The 18,965-nt window shown below is 69.5% G+C and carries 13 protein-coding genes; 5 read left to right on the top strand and 8 right to left on the bottom strand.

What is annotated here, in order from left to right; translation table 11 throughout:
• Positions 1-269 precede the first annotated feature (269 nt).
• From ACFU8W_RS20950 to ACFU8W_RS20940, 3 genes are all read left to right on the top strand, one after another.
• The gene (locus ACFU8W_RS20950) at positions 270-1,937 is read left to right on the top strand and encodes an IS200/IS605 family accessory protein TnpB-related protein (protein WP_384039216.1); all 1,668 of its coding nucleotides are present in this window, start codon (positions 270-272) and stop codon (positions 1,935-1,937) included.
• An 81-nt stretch (positions 1,938-2,018) separates the two neighbouring features.
• Complete coding sequence (locus ACFU8W_RS20945; protein WP_384039214.1) at positions 2,019-2,234, top strand: hypothetical protein; 216 nt, start codon at positions 2,019-2,021, stop codon at positions 2,232-2,234.
• Positions 2,235-2,589: 355 nt separating this feature from the next.
• Complete coding sequence (locus ACFU8W_RS20940) at positions 2,590-4,032, top strand: PP2C family protein-serine/threonine phosphatase (RefSeq protein ID WP_384039407.1); 1,443 nt, start codon at positions 2,590-2,592, stop codon at positions 4,030-4,032.
• Between the two features lie 132 nt (positions 4,033-4,164).
• Here the strand turns inward: ACFU8W_RS20940 and ACFU8W_RS20935 are convergent, their stop codons facing one another.
• Complete coding sequence (locus ACFU8W_RS20935; protein ID WP_345517132.1) at positions 4,165-5,661, bottom strand: hypothetical protein; 1,497 nt, start codon at positions 5,659-5,661, stop codon at positions 4,165-4,167.
• Positions 5,662-5,892: 231 nt separating this feature from the next.
• Here ACFU8W_RS20935 and ACFU8W_RS20930 point away from each other — a divergent pair, with 231 nt between their 5' ends.
• A complete protein-coding gene (locus ACFU8W_RS20930) occupies positions 5,893-7,029 on the top strand; it encodes an aminoglycoside phosphotransferase family protein (protein WP_384039209.1) in 1,137 nt (378 codons plus the stop codon).
• Between the two features lie 102 nt (positions 7,030-7,131).
• Here the strand turns inward: ACFU8W_RS20930 and ACFU8W_RS20925 are convergent, their stop codons facing one another.
• The 6 genes from ACFU8W_RS20925 to ACFU8W_RS20900 are packed head-to-tail and all read right to left on the bottom strand — an operon-like array spanning position 7,132 to position 15,908.
• Entirely contained in the window at positions 7,132-10,266 is a 3,135-nt protein-coding gene (locus ACFU8W_RS20925; protein ID WP_384039206.1) for a ThuA domain-containing protein, read from the bottom strand.
• A gap of 48 nt (positions 10,267-10,314) precedes the next feature.
• On the bottom strand, positions 10,315-11,196 hold the full coding sequence (locus ACFU8W_RS20920; RefSeq protein WP_384039203.1) for a sugar phosphate isomerase/epimerase family protein: 882 nt from the start codon (positions 11,194-11,196) through the stop codon (positions 10,315-10,317).
• Entirely contained in the window at positions 11,193-12,395 is a 1,203-nt protein-coding gene (locus ACFU8W_RS20915; RefSeq protein WP_376665850.1) for an ABC transporter substrate-binding protein, read from the bottom strand. Before ACFU8W_RS20915 ends, ACFU8W_RS20920 begins: the two co-directional genes overlap by 4 nt.
• A gap of 8 nt (positions 12,396-12,403) precedes the next feature.
• A complete protein-coding gene (locus ACFU8W_RS20910) occupies positions 12,404-13,408 on the bottom strand; it encodes an ABC transporter permease (protein ID WP_384039199.1) in 1,005 nt (334 codons plus the stop codon).
• Complete coding sequence (locus tag ACFU8W_RS20905) at positions 13,405-14,424, bottom strand: ABC transporter permease (protein ID WP_384039196.1); 1,020 nt, start codon at positions 14,422-14,424, stop codon at positions 13,405-13,407. Before ACFU8W_RS20905 ends, ACFU8W_RS20910 begins: the two co-directional genes overlap by 4 nt.
• Entirely contained in the window at positions 14,421-15,908 is a 1,488-nt protein-coding gene (locus tag ACFU8W_RS20900) for a sugar ABC transporter ATP-binding protein (RefSeq protein WP_384039193.1), read from the bottom strand. The genes ACFU8W_RS20905 and ACFU8W_RS20900 overlap by 4 nt, the downstream gene beginning before the upstream one ends.
• Positions 15,909-16,072: 164 nt before the next feature.
• Here ACFU8W_RS20900 and ACFU8W_RS20895 point away from each other — a divergent pair, with 164 nt between their 5' ends.
• On the top strand, positions 16,073-17,269 hold the full coding sequence (locus tag ACFU8W_RS20895) for an ROK family protein (RefSeq protein WP_384039190.1): 1,197 nt from the start codon (positions 16,073-16,075) through the stop codon (positions 17,267-17,269).
• Between the two features lie 212 nt (positions 17,270-17,481).
• On the opposite strand, the gene ACFU8W_RS20890 is transcribed toward ACFU8W_RS20895, so the two are convergent.
• Complete coding sequence (locus ACFU8W_RS20890; protein ID WP_384039187.1) at positions 17,482-18,816, bottom strand: N-acetylmuramoyl-L-alanine amidase; 1,335 nt, start codon at positions 18,814-18,816, stop codon at positions 17,482-17,484.
• Positions 18,817-18,965 lie beyond the last annotated feature (149 nt).

The following is an 18,965-nucleotide window of genomic DNA, read 5'->3' as shown; positions in this document are numbered from 1 at the left end:
AGCGTGTCCGTCGCCGATCGGATATGCGCACGGCAGACTCGATGTCGGCCTCGGCCAGGGGTGGCTGCGAACCTCGCACCGGAGGCGCAGGGTTGTGAGCTGCTGTCGGTTTGCTGAGCTGAAGTGAGTGGTGGTGTGCGGGAGTGAGTCCCGTCAGCGGGTTTGTGGGGGTGGGAACGGGGGTTCTGGGGTCGAATGGGTGACCTTGGCGGCTGCTGCTCGTTGGGCTGGACAGCGGGTGGCTGGCCTTTGAGGGCGGGGGTGATGTGGTGGGTGGTGTGCGGGAGTTGGCCGTGCCCTTCGTGGTGCCGGGGCCTTGCGGGGTGGCGGTTCGGGACCGTTTCAAGCACCTCACCTCCCGGGACGAGATGGTGCTGCGTGCGGTCGGTGAGCATCAGGGTGCGCTCGCTTCCCGTGATCTCAGGGCCCGCTGTGCGGACGGTCTGGAGCACAGCGCTCAGACGTGGGCGTCGCGTAAGCGGGACCTGACGCCGCTGTCGTCGTCGCGGATCGCGGGGGCGATCACCAAGGCCACGCACGACCAGTGGGCGCTGGCGCGCCGTTGCCAGGCCGCGCACATCCAAACGCTGGCAGCCGGGATCAGCACGCTGCGGCACCGCCTGTCCCTCCCGATCGGGGAGAAGGGCACCAAGCGGGCGGCGGGTGGCTACCGGTCGAAGAGCGAGTGGTTCCGCAAGTCCCGCCGCCTCGCGATGCTGGAGGCGCGGCATGCGGCCGTTGTCGCCGAGTGGCAGGCCGGACGGGTGCGCGTGGTGCGGGGCGGCAGACGTCTGCTCAACACCCGCCACCACCTCGCCCAGGCCCGGCTCACCGAGGAGCAGTGGCGGCAACGGTGGGAGGCGGGGCGCTGGTTCATTGGGGCCGATGGTGAGTCGGGGAAGCGGTTCGGGAACGAGACGATCCGCGTCACCCCGGACGGCGAAGTGTCCATCAGACTGCCTGCCCCGCTCGCGCACCTGGCCAACGCCCAGCACGGCCGGTACGTCCTCACCACCCGGATCGCGTTCGCGCACCGGGGTGCGGAGTGGGCCGACCGCATCACCGCCAACCGCGCTGTGGCCTACCGCATCCACCTCGACACCCGGCGCGGCCGCTGGTACCTCACCGCGTCCTGGCAGCGCCCCGTCGTGCAGACCATCCCGCTGGAGGCCGCCCGCGCCCGGGGCATGATCGGCGTCGACACCAACGCCGACCACTTCGCCGCCTACCACCTGGACCGGCACGGCAACCCCCTCGGAGACCCACGCCGCTTCGGCTTCGACCTGTCCGGCACCGCCGGTCACCGCGACGCGCAGATCCGCCACGCGCTGACCCGGCTGATCCACTGGGCGAGGCGTGTCGGTGTCGCGGCGATCGGCATCGAAGACCTCGACTTCACCACCGAGAAGACCCGGGAGAAACACGGCCGCAGGAAACGGTTCCGGCAGCTCATCTCCGGCATCCCGACCGGGAAACTCAAGGCCCGGCTCGTCTCCATGGCCGCCGAACACGGCCTGAGCATTGTCGCGGTCGACCCCGCCTACACCACTTTGTGGGGTGCCCAGCACTGGCAGAAACCACTGGTCACCCCCCGCCGCACCATGTCCCGTCACGATGCCGCGGGCATCGCGATCGGACGACGCGCCCTCGGGCACCCGGTCCGGGATGGGGTATCCCCTGCTCGAACGGAGTTGAGAGCTTGGGGAAGGACGGCACCGCCCCCGCACGACCGGAGCGATCGTGCGGGGCATCGGACCGCCCAGGCCGGACCAGGCGCCCGAGGACGTGAGGGAACCCGCCCACCCGCAACGGACCGGCCCCCCGGAGGGCCGTCACCGAACGGGACGCGAACGCGGGAACCCAGCGCATCCCACACCGCTCGGGATGCGCCCAGTACGCAACAGTGGGTCCAGGACTCACTCACGCACACTGGATAGGAACGGTCAGGTGTTGCAGGAGGTGGCGGGCGCCCATCCGTCGCCCTTCGCGGACGGCGCCACGAAGAGCGACGACGCTCGTTGATCGCTGCGGCCACGCTGACCGCGGCGGGCCCGGTGGCCGCCGCGGGTGACACCGCGCCCGCCTGTATCGCGCGTGAGGTCGTCAAGCAGAACAAGACGGCCTGGACGACCAACAACTGCGGAAAGAACATGCACATCCAGCTGGTCATCAAGAACGGTCCGGACAAGCAGTGCTGGACCACGTTCCCGGGCGAGACCCTGGAATGGAAGTAGAAGGTCGGCTCGTACGGGCGCATCGCCGTCTGTTAGCCGAGGCCACCATCGGCCCCCGGGGCCCCTGCACATCCACAGGGGCTCCTCGCATATGCCCGGACCGGGTGCCGCGCGACCCGCGGGACCCGGCGCACTCCGGCGCGCGCGGCGCCGCACACGCCGGATGACTTGCATCAACACTCCTCTACAGCAAGGCTGTTCGGAAAATCCGCCACCCAGGCAGCCTATGGCATATGTCAGATGCAACTACGTATCGAGTGTGGCCAAATCGCTTACGGGCATCCTCGGCCTGTGCCACAGTCGTCATCGGTCACCTTTCAGACCTGGTCGTGCCGTGCCTGTATCGGAGTACGAGATGCCGCCCCATCTGTCCGCGGGCCGCCCCACCCCGCAGCCGCCCGAACGCGATGCCGTCGATGTGCTGATCGACCGGACCCTTCGGCTGCGCGGAGACGTGGACGCGGTGCGGCGCGACGCCGTCCTGATCGACGAGGACGATCCGCAGCTGCGCTGGCAGCGTGCGCTCTGCGAACTGGCGGTCCATCATCTCGACGATCTCGGCGCGCATCTGGGACAACTGAAGGAAGGAATGCCGACGGGGGATGCGGAGCAGCTCGCCGAGGAGCCGGAGCCCGCCCAGGAGAAGCCGTTCGACGAGCCGCAGCCCGGTTCACTGCTCAGCCGTGTGGGCAGCGTCGAGTGGAATCTGCTGACCGACGAGGTCAGCTGGTCGGAGGAGCTCTTCCAGATCTTCGGCCGGTCCCCACAGGCGGGACCACTGTCGCTGGACGAGCTTCCGTCTGTGCTCTTTCCCGAGGATCAGTCGTTGCTCACCTCTCTGGTGACGGCCTGTCTGGTCGACGGGAAGCCGATAGACGGCGAGTTCCGCATTCTGCGGACTGACGGACGGATGCGCACCCTGCACATGATGGGCGAGCCCGTCCTCGACGCGGACGGCTGCACCGCCTCCATGTGGGCGGTTCTGCGCGATGTGAGCGAACTGCGCCGCAGCCAGCGCGTGGTGGGCCGGACCCGTGAGTCGATCCGGCGCCAGCAGCACATGGCGCAGACCGAACGACGGATGGCGGTCGAGCTGCAGGAGACCGTGCTGCCCCCGTGGCGCGGCTCGCTGCGCCTGCCGCAACAGGGACCCGGCGCACTGGATGTCGCGGCCCACTTTCTGCCTTCGGACTCCAGCGCCCTGATCGGCGGCGACTGGTACGACGCACTGGAGCTGCCCGACGGCAGAACGCTCCTCACGGTCGGCGATCTGACCGGTCATGGCATCCCCGCCACCACAGCCATGGCCATGCTGCTGGGCGCACTGCGCGGCATGGCCGTCGCCGGCATCGAGCCGGGCGCTCTGATGGGCCATCTCAACCAGTTACTCCAATCGTCGGCCCAGCCCGCGCTCGGCAGCGCGGTGTGCTGCCGTTTCGAACCGGCGACCGGCACCCTCGCCTGGTCGCAGGCCGGCCATCCCGCGCCACTGCTCTTCCGCAACGGAGCGGGACGCCCGCTGCCCCCGCCGGACGGGGTCCTGCTCGGTGCCGCGTCCGGGGTCGCGTACGAGCAGCACGAAGTGCACCTGCTGCCTGGTGATGTGCTGGTTCTGCACACCGACGGACTGACCCGCCGCAGTGACCGGGGTGCGGGCCCGGAGGCACTGCTCGGTCTCGCACCGCGCTTCGCCGAGGCCCGCACGGCACAGGAGTGCGTACGTACCGTCGTCGAGGAGTTCGGCGGGACCGAGCGCCTGGACGACGCATGCGTGCTGGTCGCCCGCATCGGGGCGTGAACGCCCGGTAGGCCGCCGGAGCACGAGAGCAGAGCGAATCAGAGCACGGCACAGGAACGCAGACGGCCGAGACCCCTACGCATGCTGTGCTCGGCGGTGGTGGGCGCTCCTCCTCCTCGCGGCGTCGGCCGATCAGATCTCCGAACGCCTGGGTCGCTTGATGATCGAACTCTGCGGCAAGGCGAGCTCGATCTCCTCGCGCAAGTCCTGGATCTTCGCGTATCCCGCGAACTGACCCGTGAGCCGGTACATTTCGCGCAGTCGGTCCCAGGTGCGGTGCGAGGAGGTCTCCCCCATCGACACCAGGGCGAGCCGTGCGTAACGGTCGGCCTGCTCCGGGTCGTCGGCGATGAAGCACGCCGAGGCGAGCGAGATGTAGTCGAAGATCTTGGAGCGCTGGCGCCCGTTGACGCGCAGCTCCAGTGCCTGCTTGGCATGGCGCTGGGCGACGATCGCCGCCGCCGGCTCGTGCTCGGCGAGCGTACGGAACGCCAGCGCCTGCATGCCGTGCAGATCCGCCTCGTCGAACATCTGCATCCAACTGGGCGGCGGCACATCTCCCTTGTCCGATACGAAGAGGTCCTCGGCCTGGCCGAGGGTACGGCGCATGGCCTGCCCGCGGCCCATGGATGCCTGTGCCCACGCTTCGATGGTGTGCAGCATCGCCTGGGTGCGTGGCAGCACCATGTCCCCTGAACCGGACTTGGCCAGCTTCATCAGGTCCAGGGCGTCGTCGGGACGCCCCAGGTGGACCATCTGGCGGGCCGCCCGGGAGAGCGCCTCGCCCGCGCGCGGGCGGTCGCCTCCCTCGCGCGCCGCATGGGCGGCGATCACGAAGTACTTCTGGGCGGTGGGTTCCAGACCGATGTCGTGGGACATCCACCCCGCGAGAACAGCGAGGTTGGCGGCGACGCCCCAGAGGCGGCGCTGCAGATGGTCGGGGTGGCGGTAGGCGAGCATGCCGCCCACCTCGTTGAGCTGGCCCACGACGGCCTTCCGCTGGAGTCCGCCGCCCCGGGAGGCGTCCCAGGCGCGGAACACCTCGACGGACCGCTCCAGCGCCTCGATCTCCTCCGATCCGATGGGAGCGGCCTCGTACCGGTCGAAACCGGCCTGGTCCGCGTGGACGGGATCGTCGATCCGTGGAGCGTCGGCCGCCAGAACGGGGTCGGTGTGCAGCCAGTCCTGCATGGGGCCGGTGATGGTCGATCCTGCGGCGAGCGCGGCGCCCGCGCTCACCAAGCCGCGTCGGTTGAGCATGAGGTCCATTCCCGTGAATTCGGTGAGGACCGCTGCCGTCCGTTCGGGCGCCCACGGCAGTTCGTCGGGATTGTCCTGCGTCCCGTCCTCTCGCCGCTTCCCCACACGCCCGCGCCGGCCGAACCCGAGGTCCTCGATGGTCACGACACGACCGAGCCGCTCGGTGAACAGGGCAGCCAGCACTTCGGGCACGGGATCGCGTGGGGATTCCCCCATGTCGATCCAACGCCTCACCCGCGAGGTGTCGGTGGCCAGCTGCGGGTGGCCCATGGCCGCCGCCTGCCGGTTCACCATTCTCGCGAGTTCGCCCTTGGACCAGCCGGCAAGGCCGAACAGGTCAGACAGGCGGGTGTTGGGTTCTCCGGTCACGTCAAGCCCCCAGGTTCTCGGCTGTGTTGACACTAACCTCCTGTCAGATGCGTTGCGACTATTCGCCAGGGTTCGCCAGGGTCCGCCAGATGGTCCGCAACCCGCGGTCCGGTGTCAGGTAGGAAAGCGCCACCCCGTCCGGCAGCCCTAGGTACTCCCCAGGGTGCCGAACGGCCGCCGGCCGGGGCGGTGCACGCAACTTGTCGGCGCACGAAGGGATCTGTCTCGCCCATGTACACAGCATCGTCCTCCGTGTCCGCCCCGCCCCGACCGCTGCGTCCGCTGGGGGCGGGCGGCGGACCGTACCTCGACCGCCGCGCCGCACCGCCGGCTCCCGGCACGGTCCGGCCCCGGAGACCGGCGGCACCGGGTTCCGGCCCCCTCAGCGGACGGCTGGACCTGTCCGGCCCGCAGGGTGCACAGCTGAGGATGGCGATCGCCTCGGTGCACCGGATCTGCCCGGAGTTCAATCCGGTCCAGGTGCTGCGGCGCAGCGGGCGTTCGGTGCTCATCGTCGGCACAACCGGACGCACGACGGCGGTCGCCAAGTGTTTACTGGACCACTCTCCCGCATGGTCCGAGCGGTTCCGCCACGAGATAGCGGTATACCGGGCGTTCGTCCGGCACCGCCCGCCGGTCCGGGTACCGCGGCTCATCGCGGCGGATCCCGAGAACTGCACCCTGGTCATCGAGCGAATGCCGGGACGGGTGGCGGCGCTGACGAGGCACCCTACGGAGGCTCCGCCCCGCGCCGATGTGCGGGCAGCGCTCGGCGCGATCAGCCGGGTCAACGCGTGGCGACCGGCCGCGGGGCTCTTCGACGCCCCACTGGACTACGCATCCCGCATCGCGCGCTACCACGAGCTGGGGCTCTTCACCGACCGTGATCTGGGTGACCTGCAGAAGCTGCTGCACGGTCTGGCGCATGCGGGCGGCCGCCACGGCACGGGGCAGTTCTGCCACGGTGACGCCCTGCTCTCCAACATCCTGCTGTCGCCCACGGGTCCGGTGCTGGTGGACTGGGAGCACGCGGGCTGGTATCTGCCGGGGTACGACCTGGCAACGCTGTGGACGGTGCTGGGTGACGCGCCGGTGGCGCGGCGGCAGATCAGCCAGCTGGCACAGGCCGCAGGGCCTGCGGCGCGGGATGCGTTCCTGGTGAACCTGATGCTCGTCCTGACACGGGAGATCCGTACGTACGAGACGGCGGTGCAGCGGGCCATGCGGGAGGGCGTGGTCACGGTAGGGATTCAGGAACGGCCGGGTGCGCTGCCGTCGGGCGAGGAGCAGCGGCTGCTGCTGCGTCGGCTTCATGACGACTGCGCGATGGCCCGGCGGGCGGTGCGTGCCGCGGTGGGCACTCGCTGACGCTGCGCTGTCCGGGAAATGCGTGCCGCGGGTCCGATGCCGACACATCGGGCCCGCGGCACGCTGTTGTGCGTGCTGTGCTCTGTCGGACGGGGCGGAGGGTCAGGAGCTCCTGAAGTCGACCGCGTCCACGTCGAAGGAGTTGTTCTGCGGCGAGGTGAAGACGAGGTACAGCTTGTGGGTGCCCTTCAGTTCCTGGACGGGTACGGCCGGGGTGGGCCGATAGGTGTCCCAGCCGCCGGTATTGGGAACGGGAGTGGTGGCGAGCAGCGTGCCGTCGGGAGCGTCCGCGCGCAGTTCGATCGCGCCGACCCCGTACGGTGAGGACAACTGATAGCTGACGGAGCCGATGCCCTCGACGCTCATCGGTTCGAAGGCGACCCAGTCGCCGTGGGAGATGTCCCCGATGCGTTTGCCGTTCTCGGCGCCTGCCTGGGAGACGATCCGGGTGCCGGACTGGGCGTCGTAGTACTCCGCCTGCTTGTGCTTGGGCTGGAGCACGGCGCGACCGTAGCCGGTGAGGGCTGAGACGCCGTCGCCGCCCCGGTCGGTGTATTTGGCGTTGAGCACGTAGGTGAGGTCGGCGCCCTCCGGGTGGCCGCCCAGGTCGCCGGTGTCCACGGTGCCTTCGCAGCCGGCGAGGTCGGTGGTGGGATGCTCGTGGTCATCGTGTCCCAGGGCCGGGTTGACGGTGACCTTGGAACAGTCGACCGGGCCGTCTTCGGGATCCGTGACGGTGACCTTGTACGGGATCTTGTCGCCGAACTCGATGAGTTTGCCGCTGACCGGGAAGTCGATGGTCACCTTGGGGGTGGTGTTCCCGGCGGTGACGGGGATGTTGGCGTAGCCGGACTTGCCGGTGGAGTCGGTGACCTTGAGCTGGGCGACGAAGTCGCCCTTGGCCGTGTAGGTGTGGCTGGGGTCGGCTTCGGTGGAGTCGTACGTGCCGTCGCCGTCGAAGTCCCAGGCGTAGCTGAGTGCGTCACCGTCGGGGTCGTTGCTGCCCTTGCTGGAGAAGTCGACCTTCAGCGGGACGGGGCCGTCGGTGGCGGAGGCGGTGGCCTTGGCGACCGGGATGCGCTTCCCCTGCGCGTAGTCGATCCGGTAGAGCCCGGAGTCGTTGTTGCCGCCGCCGAAGGAGCTGCCCCATTCGAGGACGTACAGCGATCCGTCGGGGCCGAACGTCATGTCCATCGGCTTGTTGAACTTCTGCGAGGAGAGGAAGTCATTGATCTTCAGGAGCTTCTGGTCCTGGTCGAAGCGGACTTCCTTGACGAAGTTGCGCGACCACTCGTAGAAGAAGCTCGCGCCCTCGAAGTAGGCGGGAAACTTCGTGGTGGACGGGTTCTTGCTGTCGTAGTGGTAGACGGGCCCGCTCATCGGGGCCGAGCCGCCGCTGCCGACCTCGGGGAACTCCTTCGACGCTCCGTAGCCGTACCAGATCTCCGGCTGCTGGATCGGCGGGAGTTCGGTCAGACCGGTGTTGTTCGGCGAGGGGTTGACCGGTGCGGCGCAGTCGAACTTGGCGCCGACCTCCTTGGTGTCCGGGTTGTACGGGGCGTACGCCTGGTTGTTGCCGTGACAGAACGGCCAGCCGAAGTTCCCGGCCTTCTTGATCACGTTGTACTCGACGAGGCCCTCGGGTCCGCGGTCGGTCGTCGGCAGGCCGCGGTCGGGCCCGTAGTCGGAGGCATGGACGTAGCCGGTCTTCGGGTCGACGGTGAAGCGGAACGGATTGCGGAAGCCCATGGCGTAGATCTCGGGGCGGGTCTTCGCGGTCCCCTCGGCGAAGAGGTTGCCCTTGGGGATGGTGTAGCCGCCGGAGTCCTTCGGTTTGATCCGCAGGATCTTGCCGCGCAGGTCGTTGGTGTTGCCCGCGGTGCGGGCGGCGTCGAGCATCTGCTTGCCCTCGCGCCAGTCGAGTGGCGCGTATCCCTGCCAGTTGGGGTCGAGGTTGGGCGGGGTGTCGTCGCCGACTCCGAGATAGAGGGTGCGGTTCGGGCCGAATTCGACGGCGCCGCCGGTGTGTCCGGGTTCGGGGAAGGTGCGGTCGCGGTAGGCGGGGACGTCGAGGAGCTTCTTCTCGCTGGCGAGGTCGAGGGTGTTGCCCTTGACCGTGAAACGGGAGAGCCGGTTGACGTCTTCGGACGCGCCGGCGGGGGCGTAGTAGAGGTAGATCCAGTGGTTGTCCTTGAAGGACGGGTCGAGTTCCATGCCGACCAGACCGTCCTCACCGCCGGTGTAGACGTCGAGCTTGCCGGCCGTGCTGGTGGCGTGGGTGGCCGGGTCGTAGATGTTCACCTCGCCGCTGCGCTGGATGTAGAAGACACGGCCGTCCTTGGCGACGTCGAGCTCCATCGGGTCGGCGGTGTTGTCGTCGAGGGTGACCTTCTCGTAGCCGCTCCAGACGGTGCCGCCGCAGTCGCCGGGCTTGTGGCCCGCGGCCCACTCGATGCCGCCGAGGACGTGGCGTCGGAACGCGGGTTCGCTGTAGGCGGGGGTGTCGTGGCCCATGGCTGTGGCCCAGACCTTGCCGCCCTCGGTGTTGCGGCACCAGGAGATGGGGTGGTCGGCGCCCATGGCGGAGCCGCCGGGGTTGTACGTGGTCTCGTCGGCGGTGACGAGGACGTGGACGTCACCCCGGGGGTTCTTGTCGAAGTTGTACCACTCCTCGGGGCGCTCCCAGCGTTCCGGGAGTCCGGCGGTGGAGGGGTGGACGCGGTCGGCGACCTTGGCGGTGCCCTGGAGGACGCCGGGCGAGTGGGCGGGCATGTGGACGCCGCCGTTGATGGCCTGGTCCCACCAGGGGAATTCGGACTCGATTCCCATGTCGAGCGTGTTGTGGATGGCGACGACACCGCCACCGCCCCGCACGTATGTCTGCATCGCCTGGCGCTGGGCATCGGTGTCCCAGACCATGCCGGAGTTCTGCAGCATGACGATCGCGTCGAAGTCCTTGAGCTTCGCGTCGTCGAAGACCGTGGGGTCGGCGCTCTCGACGAGGGCGAAGTTGTTGGCGGCGGCCTCCTCCTTGAGCATCTTGACGCCGGCCGGGATGGAGGCGTGCACATAGCCGACGGCGCGGGTGAAGAGCAGGACGCGGAAGGCGGGGCCCTTGGCCGCGGTGGCGGCTTGGGCGGTTGCGGGCAGTGCGGTCAGCGCGAGCAGCAGTGCGCTCACTAATGCGATGACCGCCCGCCGTATGTCACGAGCATGACAGATTACGGGCTGGCTCACGGATTGGGTCCTTTCTGGGGTCGGGATCCGTAAGGGACTTGAGGGGGATCAGCGGGGGCCGGGGATGGTGGCGAGGGTGCGGCGCAGGAAGGCCAGTCCCTCGGTGGCGATGGCGTCCTGCGTGTCGGCGAGCGGCCGCCAGACGGAGGCGGCGATCGCGATGGCGTCGTTGTGCGCGGTGAACGACTCGATGCAGAGCGGCCCCCGGTAGCCGCTCGTGGTGAGTGCGGTGAGAAAGCCGGGCCAGTCGAGGGAGTCGGCACCGGGGGTGCCGCGGTCGTTCGCGCACACCTGGACGTGGACGATGCGCCCCGCCGCGCGGCGTACGGCATCGGGCAGGGAGCGTTCCTCGATGTTCTGGTGGTAGGTGTCGAGCGCCAGGCCGATGGTGTCCTCGGGAAGTCCGGCCAGGGCGTCGAGGGTCTGGCCGACGGTGTTGAGGAGGCTGGTCTCGTAGCGGTTGAGCGGCTCGACCGCGATCCGTACGCCCGCGGCCCGCGCATGGTCGACGACGGGGGCGAGGTTCTCGCTCAACTCCGCGTAGGCCGCCGCCCGTTCGATGCAGTCCATCCGCCAGGTGCGGCCCACCGCGGTGTAGACGGGTCCGGCCACCGTGGGGGCGGACAGGGCATGGGCGGCGTCGACGCAGCGGCGCAGATAGTCCTGGGTGACCGCGACGGTCCGTGGGCCGGTACGCACCAGATTGCGGTCCGGTGGCATGACGGCGACGACCGCGGCCGGGGCGAGCCCCGAGGCCTCGAGGAGCTTGGTGACGGCCACAGGTTCCCAGTCGCGCTCGTTCTCCATCGGGATCTCGACGCAGTCGAAACCCCACGCCGAGAGGAGCGGCAGGACGTCGCCCAGTGCTTCGTACGTCACCGGGGAGTGCCAGATCCATGGGTTGGCCCCGAGCGGCAGGGCGGCGCTCACTCCTTGCCTCCCCACTTCTTCGGGAACCCGGGGAGCTTCTCGCAGCCGCACATCGCGTAGTGCAGCGGCGGCATGCCGGGCTTGAGGTACTGGTCGAGGGTGTCCTGGGTGACGGTGGGCTGCGGGAGCTTCCATTCCTTGGGGACCTGCTGTCCGCCGAGGATCCTCAGCGCCGCGATGACAGGGGTGCGCCACTGGAAGGTGGGGTACGACGGTGCAATGGCCGTGAGCTTCTTCTCCTTCCACGCCTGGAGGAAGTCCTGCTGGTCCTCGCCGGTGATGGGCGGCACGTCCTTGCCCGCGTCCTCGAACGCCTCGACGGCGGCGACGGCCGTCGCACCGGAGTCCATCCACACGCCGTCGATGTCGCCGTTGCGGGTCAGTACGTCGCTGACGATCGACTTGGTTCTGGCCGGGTCGCCATCGGTGAACTTCACGTCCACCACGTCCAGTCCGCTCTTGTCGAAGGCGACCTTCGCGGCCGACCACCGGGTCTCCAGAACGTCGACGCCCGGCGAGATCCGCAGGGCGAGGATCTTCCCCTTCGGCTTGACCTTCTCGACGAGGAAGTCGGCGGCGACCGCGCCGTACCCGTAACCGCCGATGGGGTTGATGAATGTGACGGCGCAGTCGGTCTCGACGCCCCGGTCGAAGACGATGACGGGCACCTTGGCGCAGGCCTGCTCGACGGCCGGGGTCAGGGTGGCGGTCGTGTTCGGGGAGACGATCAGGGCGTCGCAGCCCTTGCCGGTGAGTTCCTGGATGTCGGAGATCTGTTTGTCGTCCTTGCCCTGGGCGTCCAGGACGGTGAACTCGCTGATCTCCTTGTGGAGCGCGGCCTCGGCCTGCATGTTCTTCAGGCCGACCTGGCGCCAGGGGTTGAAGACGCCCGCGTTGGAGAAGCAGAGGTGGACGGAGCCGGGGCTCTTCTTCTTGTACTGCGTCGTGTCGATGAGCTCCGGGCTGAGCATCTGCTCCCACGGCTTGTCCGCAGGACCCTGCGGGGTCTCGTCGGCGAGGGCGAGCTGCCGTTCGTACTCGGCCCGGTCGAAGAACTTCGACTGCTTTCCGGTGCCCGATCCGGTGCCGTCGGCGCTGCCGGAGGCGGTGGGTGCGCCCGGCGGTGCATCGCTCGTGCAGCCGGCGAGCAGTGCCGCGCCTAACAGAACGGTGACGGGCGCGAGTGCGTGTCGGGCCATGCGGGTACTCATAATCGTTTCACTCCCGAGGGGTGGGTACGGCGACGGCGCAGCCGGGACCAGTCGGCGGCGCCGAGGGCGACGGCGACGATGACGACGACCCCTTGCACGGTCGATTCCAGGGCTCCGGAGACGCCCTGAAGGTTGAGCAGGGTGAACAGCGCCTGGAGTGACAGCGCTCCGGCCATCGCGCCGATGACGGAGCCGCGCCCGCCGCCGAGCACGACGCCGCCGAGGACGACCGCGGTGATCGCCTCGAACTCGTAGCCGCGGCCCGCCTGCGCGGAGACTCCGGAGAAGCCGCCGACGAGGACGGCGGCGAGCGCGGCCGCGGTGCCGGAGAGGACGAAGGCGATGGTGCGGGCGCGGGCGACCCGGACTCCGGCGAGCGCGGCGGCGCGTTCGCTGTCGCCGGTCGCGAGGAGCGTACGGCCGAAGTCGGAACGCATCAGCCGTACGGCGAGGGCTCCTGCGACGAGACAGGCGAGGACGGCCCAGGGCAGCCAGCCGAACACGGCTGCGCGGCCGAGCCGGCGGAACTCGGCGGGCAGCATGCCGTGGGGGGAGCCGCCGGTCCAGAAGAAGACAGCGCCTTCGAGGATCAGCATCATGCCGAGCGTGGCGATGAACGACGGCACGCGCAGGAGAGTGGTGATCAGTCCGCTGACCAGACCGGCGAGGGCTCCGGCGAGCAGGAGGACGGCGGTGACGAGCAGCCAGGGGGCGTCGGGGAACGAGCCGTACAGCTCGGCGGCGACGACCACGCCCGCGGTGACGATCGCCCCGACGGAGAGGTCGAACTCGCCGCAGACGATCACCAGATACTGGCCGGCGGCCAGGATGACGAGGGGGGCCGCGCGTCTGACGAAGGCGAGGAGGCGGTCGGGTTCGTAGAAGCCCGGGTCGGTCAGGGCGAGGGCGCCGAGGAGCACGAGGAGCAGCCCGTAGACGGGGGCGCCGGTGCCCAGGGAACGGACGGTGCGGCGACCGAGCGAGGCGGTTGCGGTGGTCATGCGGTCCTCCCCTGCGGGGTGCGGCGGCCTCGGGCGTAGACGGCGACGGCCGCGATGATGACGACGCCCCGGACCACGTTCTTGAAGAAGGGGTCGACGCCGAGCTGGTTGAAGACGTTGTCGAGTACGGACAGGACGAGGACGCCGCCGAGGGTCCCGGTCACTCCCCCGCGGCCTCCGGCGAGTGCGGTGCCGCCGAGAACGACGGCGGCGATCGACTCCAGGTCGTAGCGGGCCTCCGTGCCGGCCCACGGGGCTCCGGCGCCTAGCCGGGCGGCGAGGAAGAGGGCGGCCGCGCCGACGCACAGGGAACAGAGGATGTGGGCGAGGACGACCGTGCGGCGGGTGCGGACACCGGAGAGGCGCGCCGCGTGCTCGTCGCCGCCGGTCGCGTACATGTGATGGCCGGGCGTGGTGCGGCGGGTGATCAGCCAGACGACGGCGGCGACGGCCAGCAGCAGGAAGACGGAGACGGGGACCGGGCCCATCCGGTCGTAGCCAAGGTGCTGGAAGGAGGCGGGGACCTTGCCCGCCGGGCCCGTGTAGTTGTCCTCGATCCAGCCGCGCAGGATGAACGCGGTTCCGAGAGTGGCGATGAAGGCGTTGACCTTCAGGCCGGTGATGATCAAGCCGTTGACAAGACCGGCAGCGGCGGAGAGCGCGAGGACGGCCAGGACTGCGAGGAGGACGCTGCCGCTCTCCATCGTCTCGGCGGCCACGAGCGTGCCCAGGCTGATCAGATACGCGACGGACAGATCGAGTGATCCGGTGAGGATGACGACGGTCTGTCCTGCGGCGACGAGGCCGAGGGCAACACAGTTCTGCAGGATCGCGACGACGGTGGTGACGGTGAGGAAGTCCCCACCGCGGGCGGCGACGACGATCCAGCCGAGGACGGTGACGGCGAGCGCCGCGAGCCAGACACCGGTGATGGGGCCGGTGAAGTGCGACACCGCCGTCCGCCGGGTCCTTGGGCTGGAGACGGGTTCCCGGACGTCGGGGCGCAGGGCGGTCATGCGGCCCCTCTCCGCGCCTCGGCGCCACCGGTGGCGACCCGCATGATGGTCTCCTCCGTAGCTCCGGCGGGGAGTTCGCCCGCGAGGCGCCCCTCGGACATGACGAGGATGCGGTCGCTCATTCCGATCAGCTCGGGCAGTTCGGAGGAGATGATCAGTACGGCGAGACCCTCGCGTGCCAGTTCCCGTACCAGGGTGTGGATGGCCGCTTTGGCGCCGACGTCGACACCACGGGTGGGTTCGTCGAACAGCAGGACCTGGGGGCGGGCGGCGAGCCACTTCGCGATGACGACCTTCTGCTGGTTGCCGCCGGAGAGGTACTGGGCCTGCTGGTCCTCGCCGTCGGCCCGCAGGCGTACGCGCTCCAGCAGAGCAGTCACCTCACGGCCCGTCGGCGGCCTGGAACGGGCGGGCACCGCCCGGGTGACGAGCAGGGCGTTGTCGCGCACCGACTGGCGCAGCGCCAGGCCCTCGGTCTTGCGGTCCTCGGTGACCAGGGCGATCCCGGCCCGAATGGCGTCCCTCGGGCGGGCCGGGCGCAGGGGCCGGCCTCCGACGGTCATGGCGCCGGTGGTGAAAGGGGCGGCGCCGAACAGGGCGCGGGCGAGGGCGGTGCGGCCGGAGCCCTGGAGCCCGGCGACGCCGACGACCTCGCCGGCCCGCAGCGTCAGATCGATGCCGGAGATACGGGCGTTGCCGCCGCCGCGTACGGTGAGCCGCTGCTCGCCCAGTTCCTCGGGCCGGGCGCGGGGCGGGTAGTAGGCGCCCAGGTCCCTGCCGACCATGGCGCGTACGACGGTGTCGGCGTCCGTGTCGCGGGTGGTGAGGGTGGTGACGCGGCGGCCGTCCTTGAGGACGGTGATGCGCTGCGAGAGGTCGAAGACCTCGCGGAGCCGGTGCGAGATGTAGAGGATGCCGAGCCCGCGGGCGGCCAGGCGGCGTACCAGAGCGGCGAGTTGTCCGGCCTCGTGGTCGGCGAGCGGGGCGGTGGGTTCGTCCATGACCAGGATGCGGACCTCGGAAGCGAGAGCCTTGACGATCTCGACGGTCTGCCGGCGGGCTACCGACAGCTCGTGGACGGGGGTCCTCGGACTGATGCCGGTCGCGCCGATCCGGTCGAGGAGTTCGGCGGTGCGCCGTTCCATGGCCCGGCGGTCGACGAGTCCGTACCGGGTGGGTTCCCGGCCGAGGAAGACGTTCTCGGCGACGGTGCGGTGGGCCAGGAGCGCGAACTCCTGGTGGATGATGCCGATTCCAGCTGCCTGTGCCTGGGCCGGGTGACTGAAGGAGTGCTCGGTTCCGTCGATCGTGAGGGTCCCGGCGTCGGGTAAGTGCTCACCCGCGAGGATCTTCATCAGAGTCGACTTCCCCGCTCCGTTCTCACCCACCAGGGCGTGCACTTCTCCGGCTTCGAGGCTGAGCTCCACGTCGTGGAGCACACGCACCCCGAGAAAGCTCTTGGACACGCCCTGCATCGTCAGCATCACCGGCTCCTCGGTCAGTGGTCTGTTGAGCAGAGTCGTGACGCAACTTTGGACTGTCAAGGGTTCCTGCATCATTGCTCTTTGCCGAATTGGCGCAGACTTTTGCCGACGATCGAACACCAACTGCCTTGTGAGCAGCGGAAGTCGTCCTTAGGGTGACTGCCATGTCTTTGCAGTCGGATCGCCTGTCCGCCGCCTCCTCGCACTCGCCCGGCGAGGTGCTCGCGCTGATCAGTTCGGGGGCCGTGGCAACGCGCGCCGACATCGCCCGGATCACCGGGCTGGCACGTTCGACGGTCTCCCAGCGAGTGGACGCGCTCATCGCGCACGGATTCGTGGACGAGGACGCGGACGGCGCCTCGACCGGGGGGCGCCCTCCTCGCCGGCTGGCACTGCGGACCCGTGAGCATGCGGTGGCCGGGGTGGACCTGGGAGCCTCGCACTGCAGGGTGGCACTGCTGGACATCGGCGGTGCGACGCTCGCGACGCAGGAGAATCCCCTGGCGATCGGGGACGGCCCCGACTCCGTACTGCGCCATGTCGAACGGACCGTGCACGCACTCCTCGAGGAAGCGGGCCGGACGCCCAGGGCACTCAAGGCCATCGGGGTCGGGGTTCCGGGCCCGGTGGAGTTCTCCACCGGTCGTCCGGTCGATCCGCCGATCATGCCGGGCTGGCACCAGTACCCGATCCCGGAGTTCTTCGCCGCCCGGTTCGGGGTACGGGCACTCGTCGACAACGATGTGAACGTCATGGCCCTGGCGGAGCAGCGCCGCGCCTTCCCCGACTGCCGCTACCTGCTGTACATCAAGGTCGGCACGGGCATCGGCTGCGGGATCGTGGCCGACGGCCGGCTGCACCGGGGGGCGCAGGGCTGCGCGGGCGACATCGGCCACATCCGCGTCGCGGAACTCGACGAGCCGTGCCGGTGCGGCAATTCGGGCTGCCTGGAGGCGGTGGCGGGCGGTGCGTCACTGGCGGCGAAGCTGGCCGGTCTTGGTCTGGACGCGACATCGGGCAGCGATGTGGTGCGGTTGGTGAAGTCCGGGAACCGCGAGGCAGTGCTGATGGTGCGCGAGGCGGGCCGGGCTGTCGGGGAGGTCCTCGCGGGGCTGGTGAACTTCTTCAACCCGGACACGGTGGTGATGGGCGGTGCGCTGGCCGCCGTACACGATCAACTGCTGGCCGGCGTGAGGGAAGCCGTGTACCGGCGCTCACATCCCCTGGCCACGCAGTTGCTGCGGATCGAGCCGAGCCGTACGGGGGAGAACGCGGCGGCGGTGGGGGCGGGGATCCTGGCGATCGAGCACGCGTTGTCGCCGGGGCAGGTGGACCGGGAGGTGGCGGGGGGACGGAGGTAGGAGGCGAGGCCCCATGTGTGGGGCTTGCCCCCTACCCGCCGCTTCCCGAAACCGGGGCGCCACCCCGGGCCCCTTCCTCAATGGCAGGAAGGGATCGATTTTCCGCCTGGACGGACAATCAAGCCGAACCGACAGAATCCCCCCATTCGGCGGATGAGGAGCACGGGTGCGGGAGCGGAGCCCCGCAGGACGCCCGCCCCCGCCCTCGGCACTCACCGCACCGGTACCACATCCACGTCGGACGTCTTCACGAAGGCCACCCGGTGCCCGATCTGCACCGTCACATACTTCTCCCGGCCCTGGAAGTAGGAGTGGTCCAGCGGGTACGACGCATCGATCGTCGGGGCGTAGAAGAACCCGGTCGGCGCCTCACCCCCGCCGGGATACGACTGCCCGGCCTTGATCGTGTACGGCAGCGCCGTCCCGACCCGCTTGTCCGCGAAGTCCGCGGGGTACTCGGACTTCTCCGGGTAGGCCACCCCGTACACCGGCACCTCGGTCCGGCCCTCCTTCGGGCGTACGACGTAGCCGGCGGTCGGGACGGTGGTCCGGGTGTGCGCCGGGGTCTGGAACCAGGCCTTCTTGCCGTACCACCAGATCGCCGTCCAACCGGGCGCATGGTCCGCGACGACCGCCTGGTGGGTCGCGCTGATCTTGCTGCCCCAGTCGGCCGCACAGTTCGTGCCGGGCGAGCCGTCGGTGTGCAGTCCGGGGTCCGAGAAGAGCGGTGCGTCGGTGGAGGGTTCGGCGTGGAGCGGGACGGCACTGCTGCCCTGGACCGGCAGGTCGACGCGCTTTTCGCAGTCGCGGAAGGCCTGCTGGTTGTCCTTGAACCGGGGGCTGACGGTGACGAGCGGACTGCTCTTCGGGGCGCTCGGAACGGTCGTCGGCTTGCCGAGCAGTGCCATGAAGCGGTTCCAGTCCCAGTACGGACCCGGGTCCCAGTGCATGTTCTTGGTACCGGCCGCACTGGTGGGCGGCACGCCGTCGTGACCGATGATGTGCTGCCGGTCGAGCGGGATGTCGTACTTGTCGGCGAGGTAACGCACCAGCTTCGCCGTCGAGTTGTACATCTCGGGGGTATACCACTTCGCACCCTCGACGGCGACCCCCTCCTGCTCGATGCCGATCGAGTGGGTGTTGACGTACCAGTTGCCCGCCTGCCAGGCGACGTCCTTGCCCTTGACCATCTGGGTGACATGACCGTCGCCCGAGCGCACCACGTAGTGGGCGGACGTCTGCTTCAGCGGGTTCTGGAAGATCTTCAGGGTGGTGTCGAAGTCTTCCTCGGTGTCATGCAGAACAATGAATTTGATCTTGTTGCTGTGCGGCCGGTCCGCAGTGTCGTAGTTGCCGTACGTCTCCTTGTCGGCCGGATCGCCGGTCTGCTGATAGGCCGCCGGGACCCAGTCGCAGTCGAGGCCGCTCGGACACTCGGGCCGCACCCCGTCCGCACCGGCCTGCGCCGCGGGGGCGAGCAGCGCGAGACTCAGGGCACCGACGGCGGTCAGGGCGAGCGTGAGTCTGGTCCTCTGCTTGGACGTCATGACAACCCTTCTTGGAGCTGTGCGCATGGAAAGTCGTACGTGGTCCGATCTCACTGTTCTGCTATGGGCGCACACTCTGTGACCTGAGGTGATGGCGCGTCAAGAGCGCATCGGGGGTTGCCGGTCGAGCCACTGGACCAGACCACTGG

The organism is Streptomyces sp. NPDC057565 (genome assembly GCF_042801455.1).
Lineage (GTDB): Bacteria > Actinomycetota > Actinomycetes > Streptomycetales > Streptomycetaceae > Streptomyces > Streptomyces yanii.
This window is presented reverse-complemented; position numbering and strand designations above follow the sequence as displayed.

Excerpts from the sequence above, each read along its gene's own strand:
- ACFU8W_RS20890 (WP_384039187.1), bottom strand. The coding sequence starts at position 18,816 with ATGACGTCCAAGCAGAGGACCAGACTCACGCTCGCCCTGACCGCCGTC.
- ACFU8W_RS20940 (WP_384039407.1), top strand. The coding sequence starts at position 2,590 with ATGCCGCCCCATCTGTCCGCGGGCCGCCCCACCCCGCAGCCGCCCGAA.
- ACFU8W_RS20905 (WP_384039196.1), bottom strand. The coding sequence starts at position 14,424 with ATGACCGCCCTGCGCCCCGACGTCCGGGAACCCGTCTCCAGCCCAAGG.
- ACFU8W_RS20915 (WP_376665850.1), bottom strand. The coding sequence starts at position 12,395 with ATGGCCCGACACGCACTCGCGCCCGTCACCGTTCTGTTAGGCGCGGCA.
- ACFU8W_RS20900 (WP_384039193.1), bottom strand. The coding sequence starts at position 15,908 with ATGCTGACGATGCAGGGCGTGTCCAAGAGCTTTCTCGGGGTGCGTGTG.
- ACFU8W_RS20910 (WP_384039199.1), bottom strand. The coding sequence starts at position 13,408 with ATGACCACCGCAACCGCCTCGCTCGGTCGCCGCACCGTCCGTTCCCTG.
- ACFU8W_RS20930 (WP_384039209.1), top strand. The coding sequence starts at position 5,893 with ATGTACACAGCATCGTCCTCCGTGTCCGCCCCGCCCCGACCGCTGCGT.
- ACFU8W_RS20895 (WP_384039190.1), top strand. The coding sequence starts at position 16,073 with ATGTCTTTGCAGTCGGATCGCCTGTCCGCCGCCTCCTCGCACTCGCCC.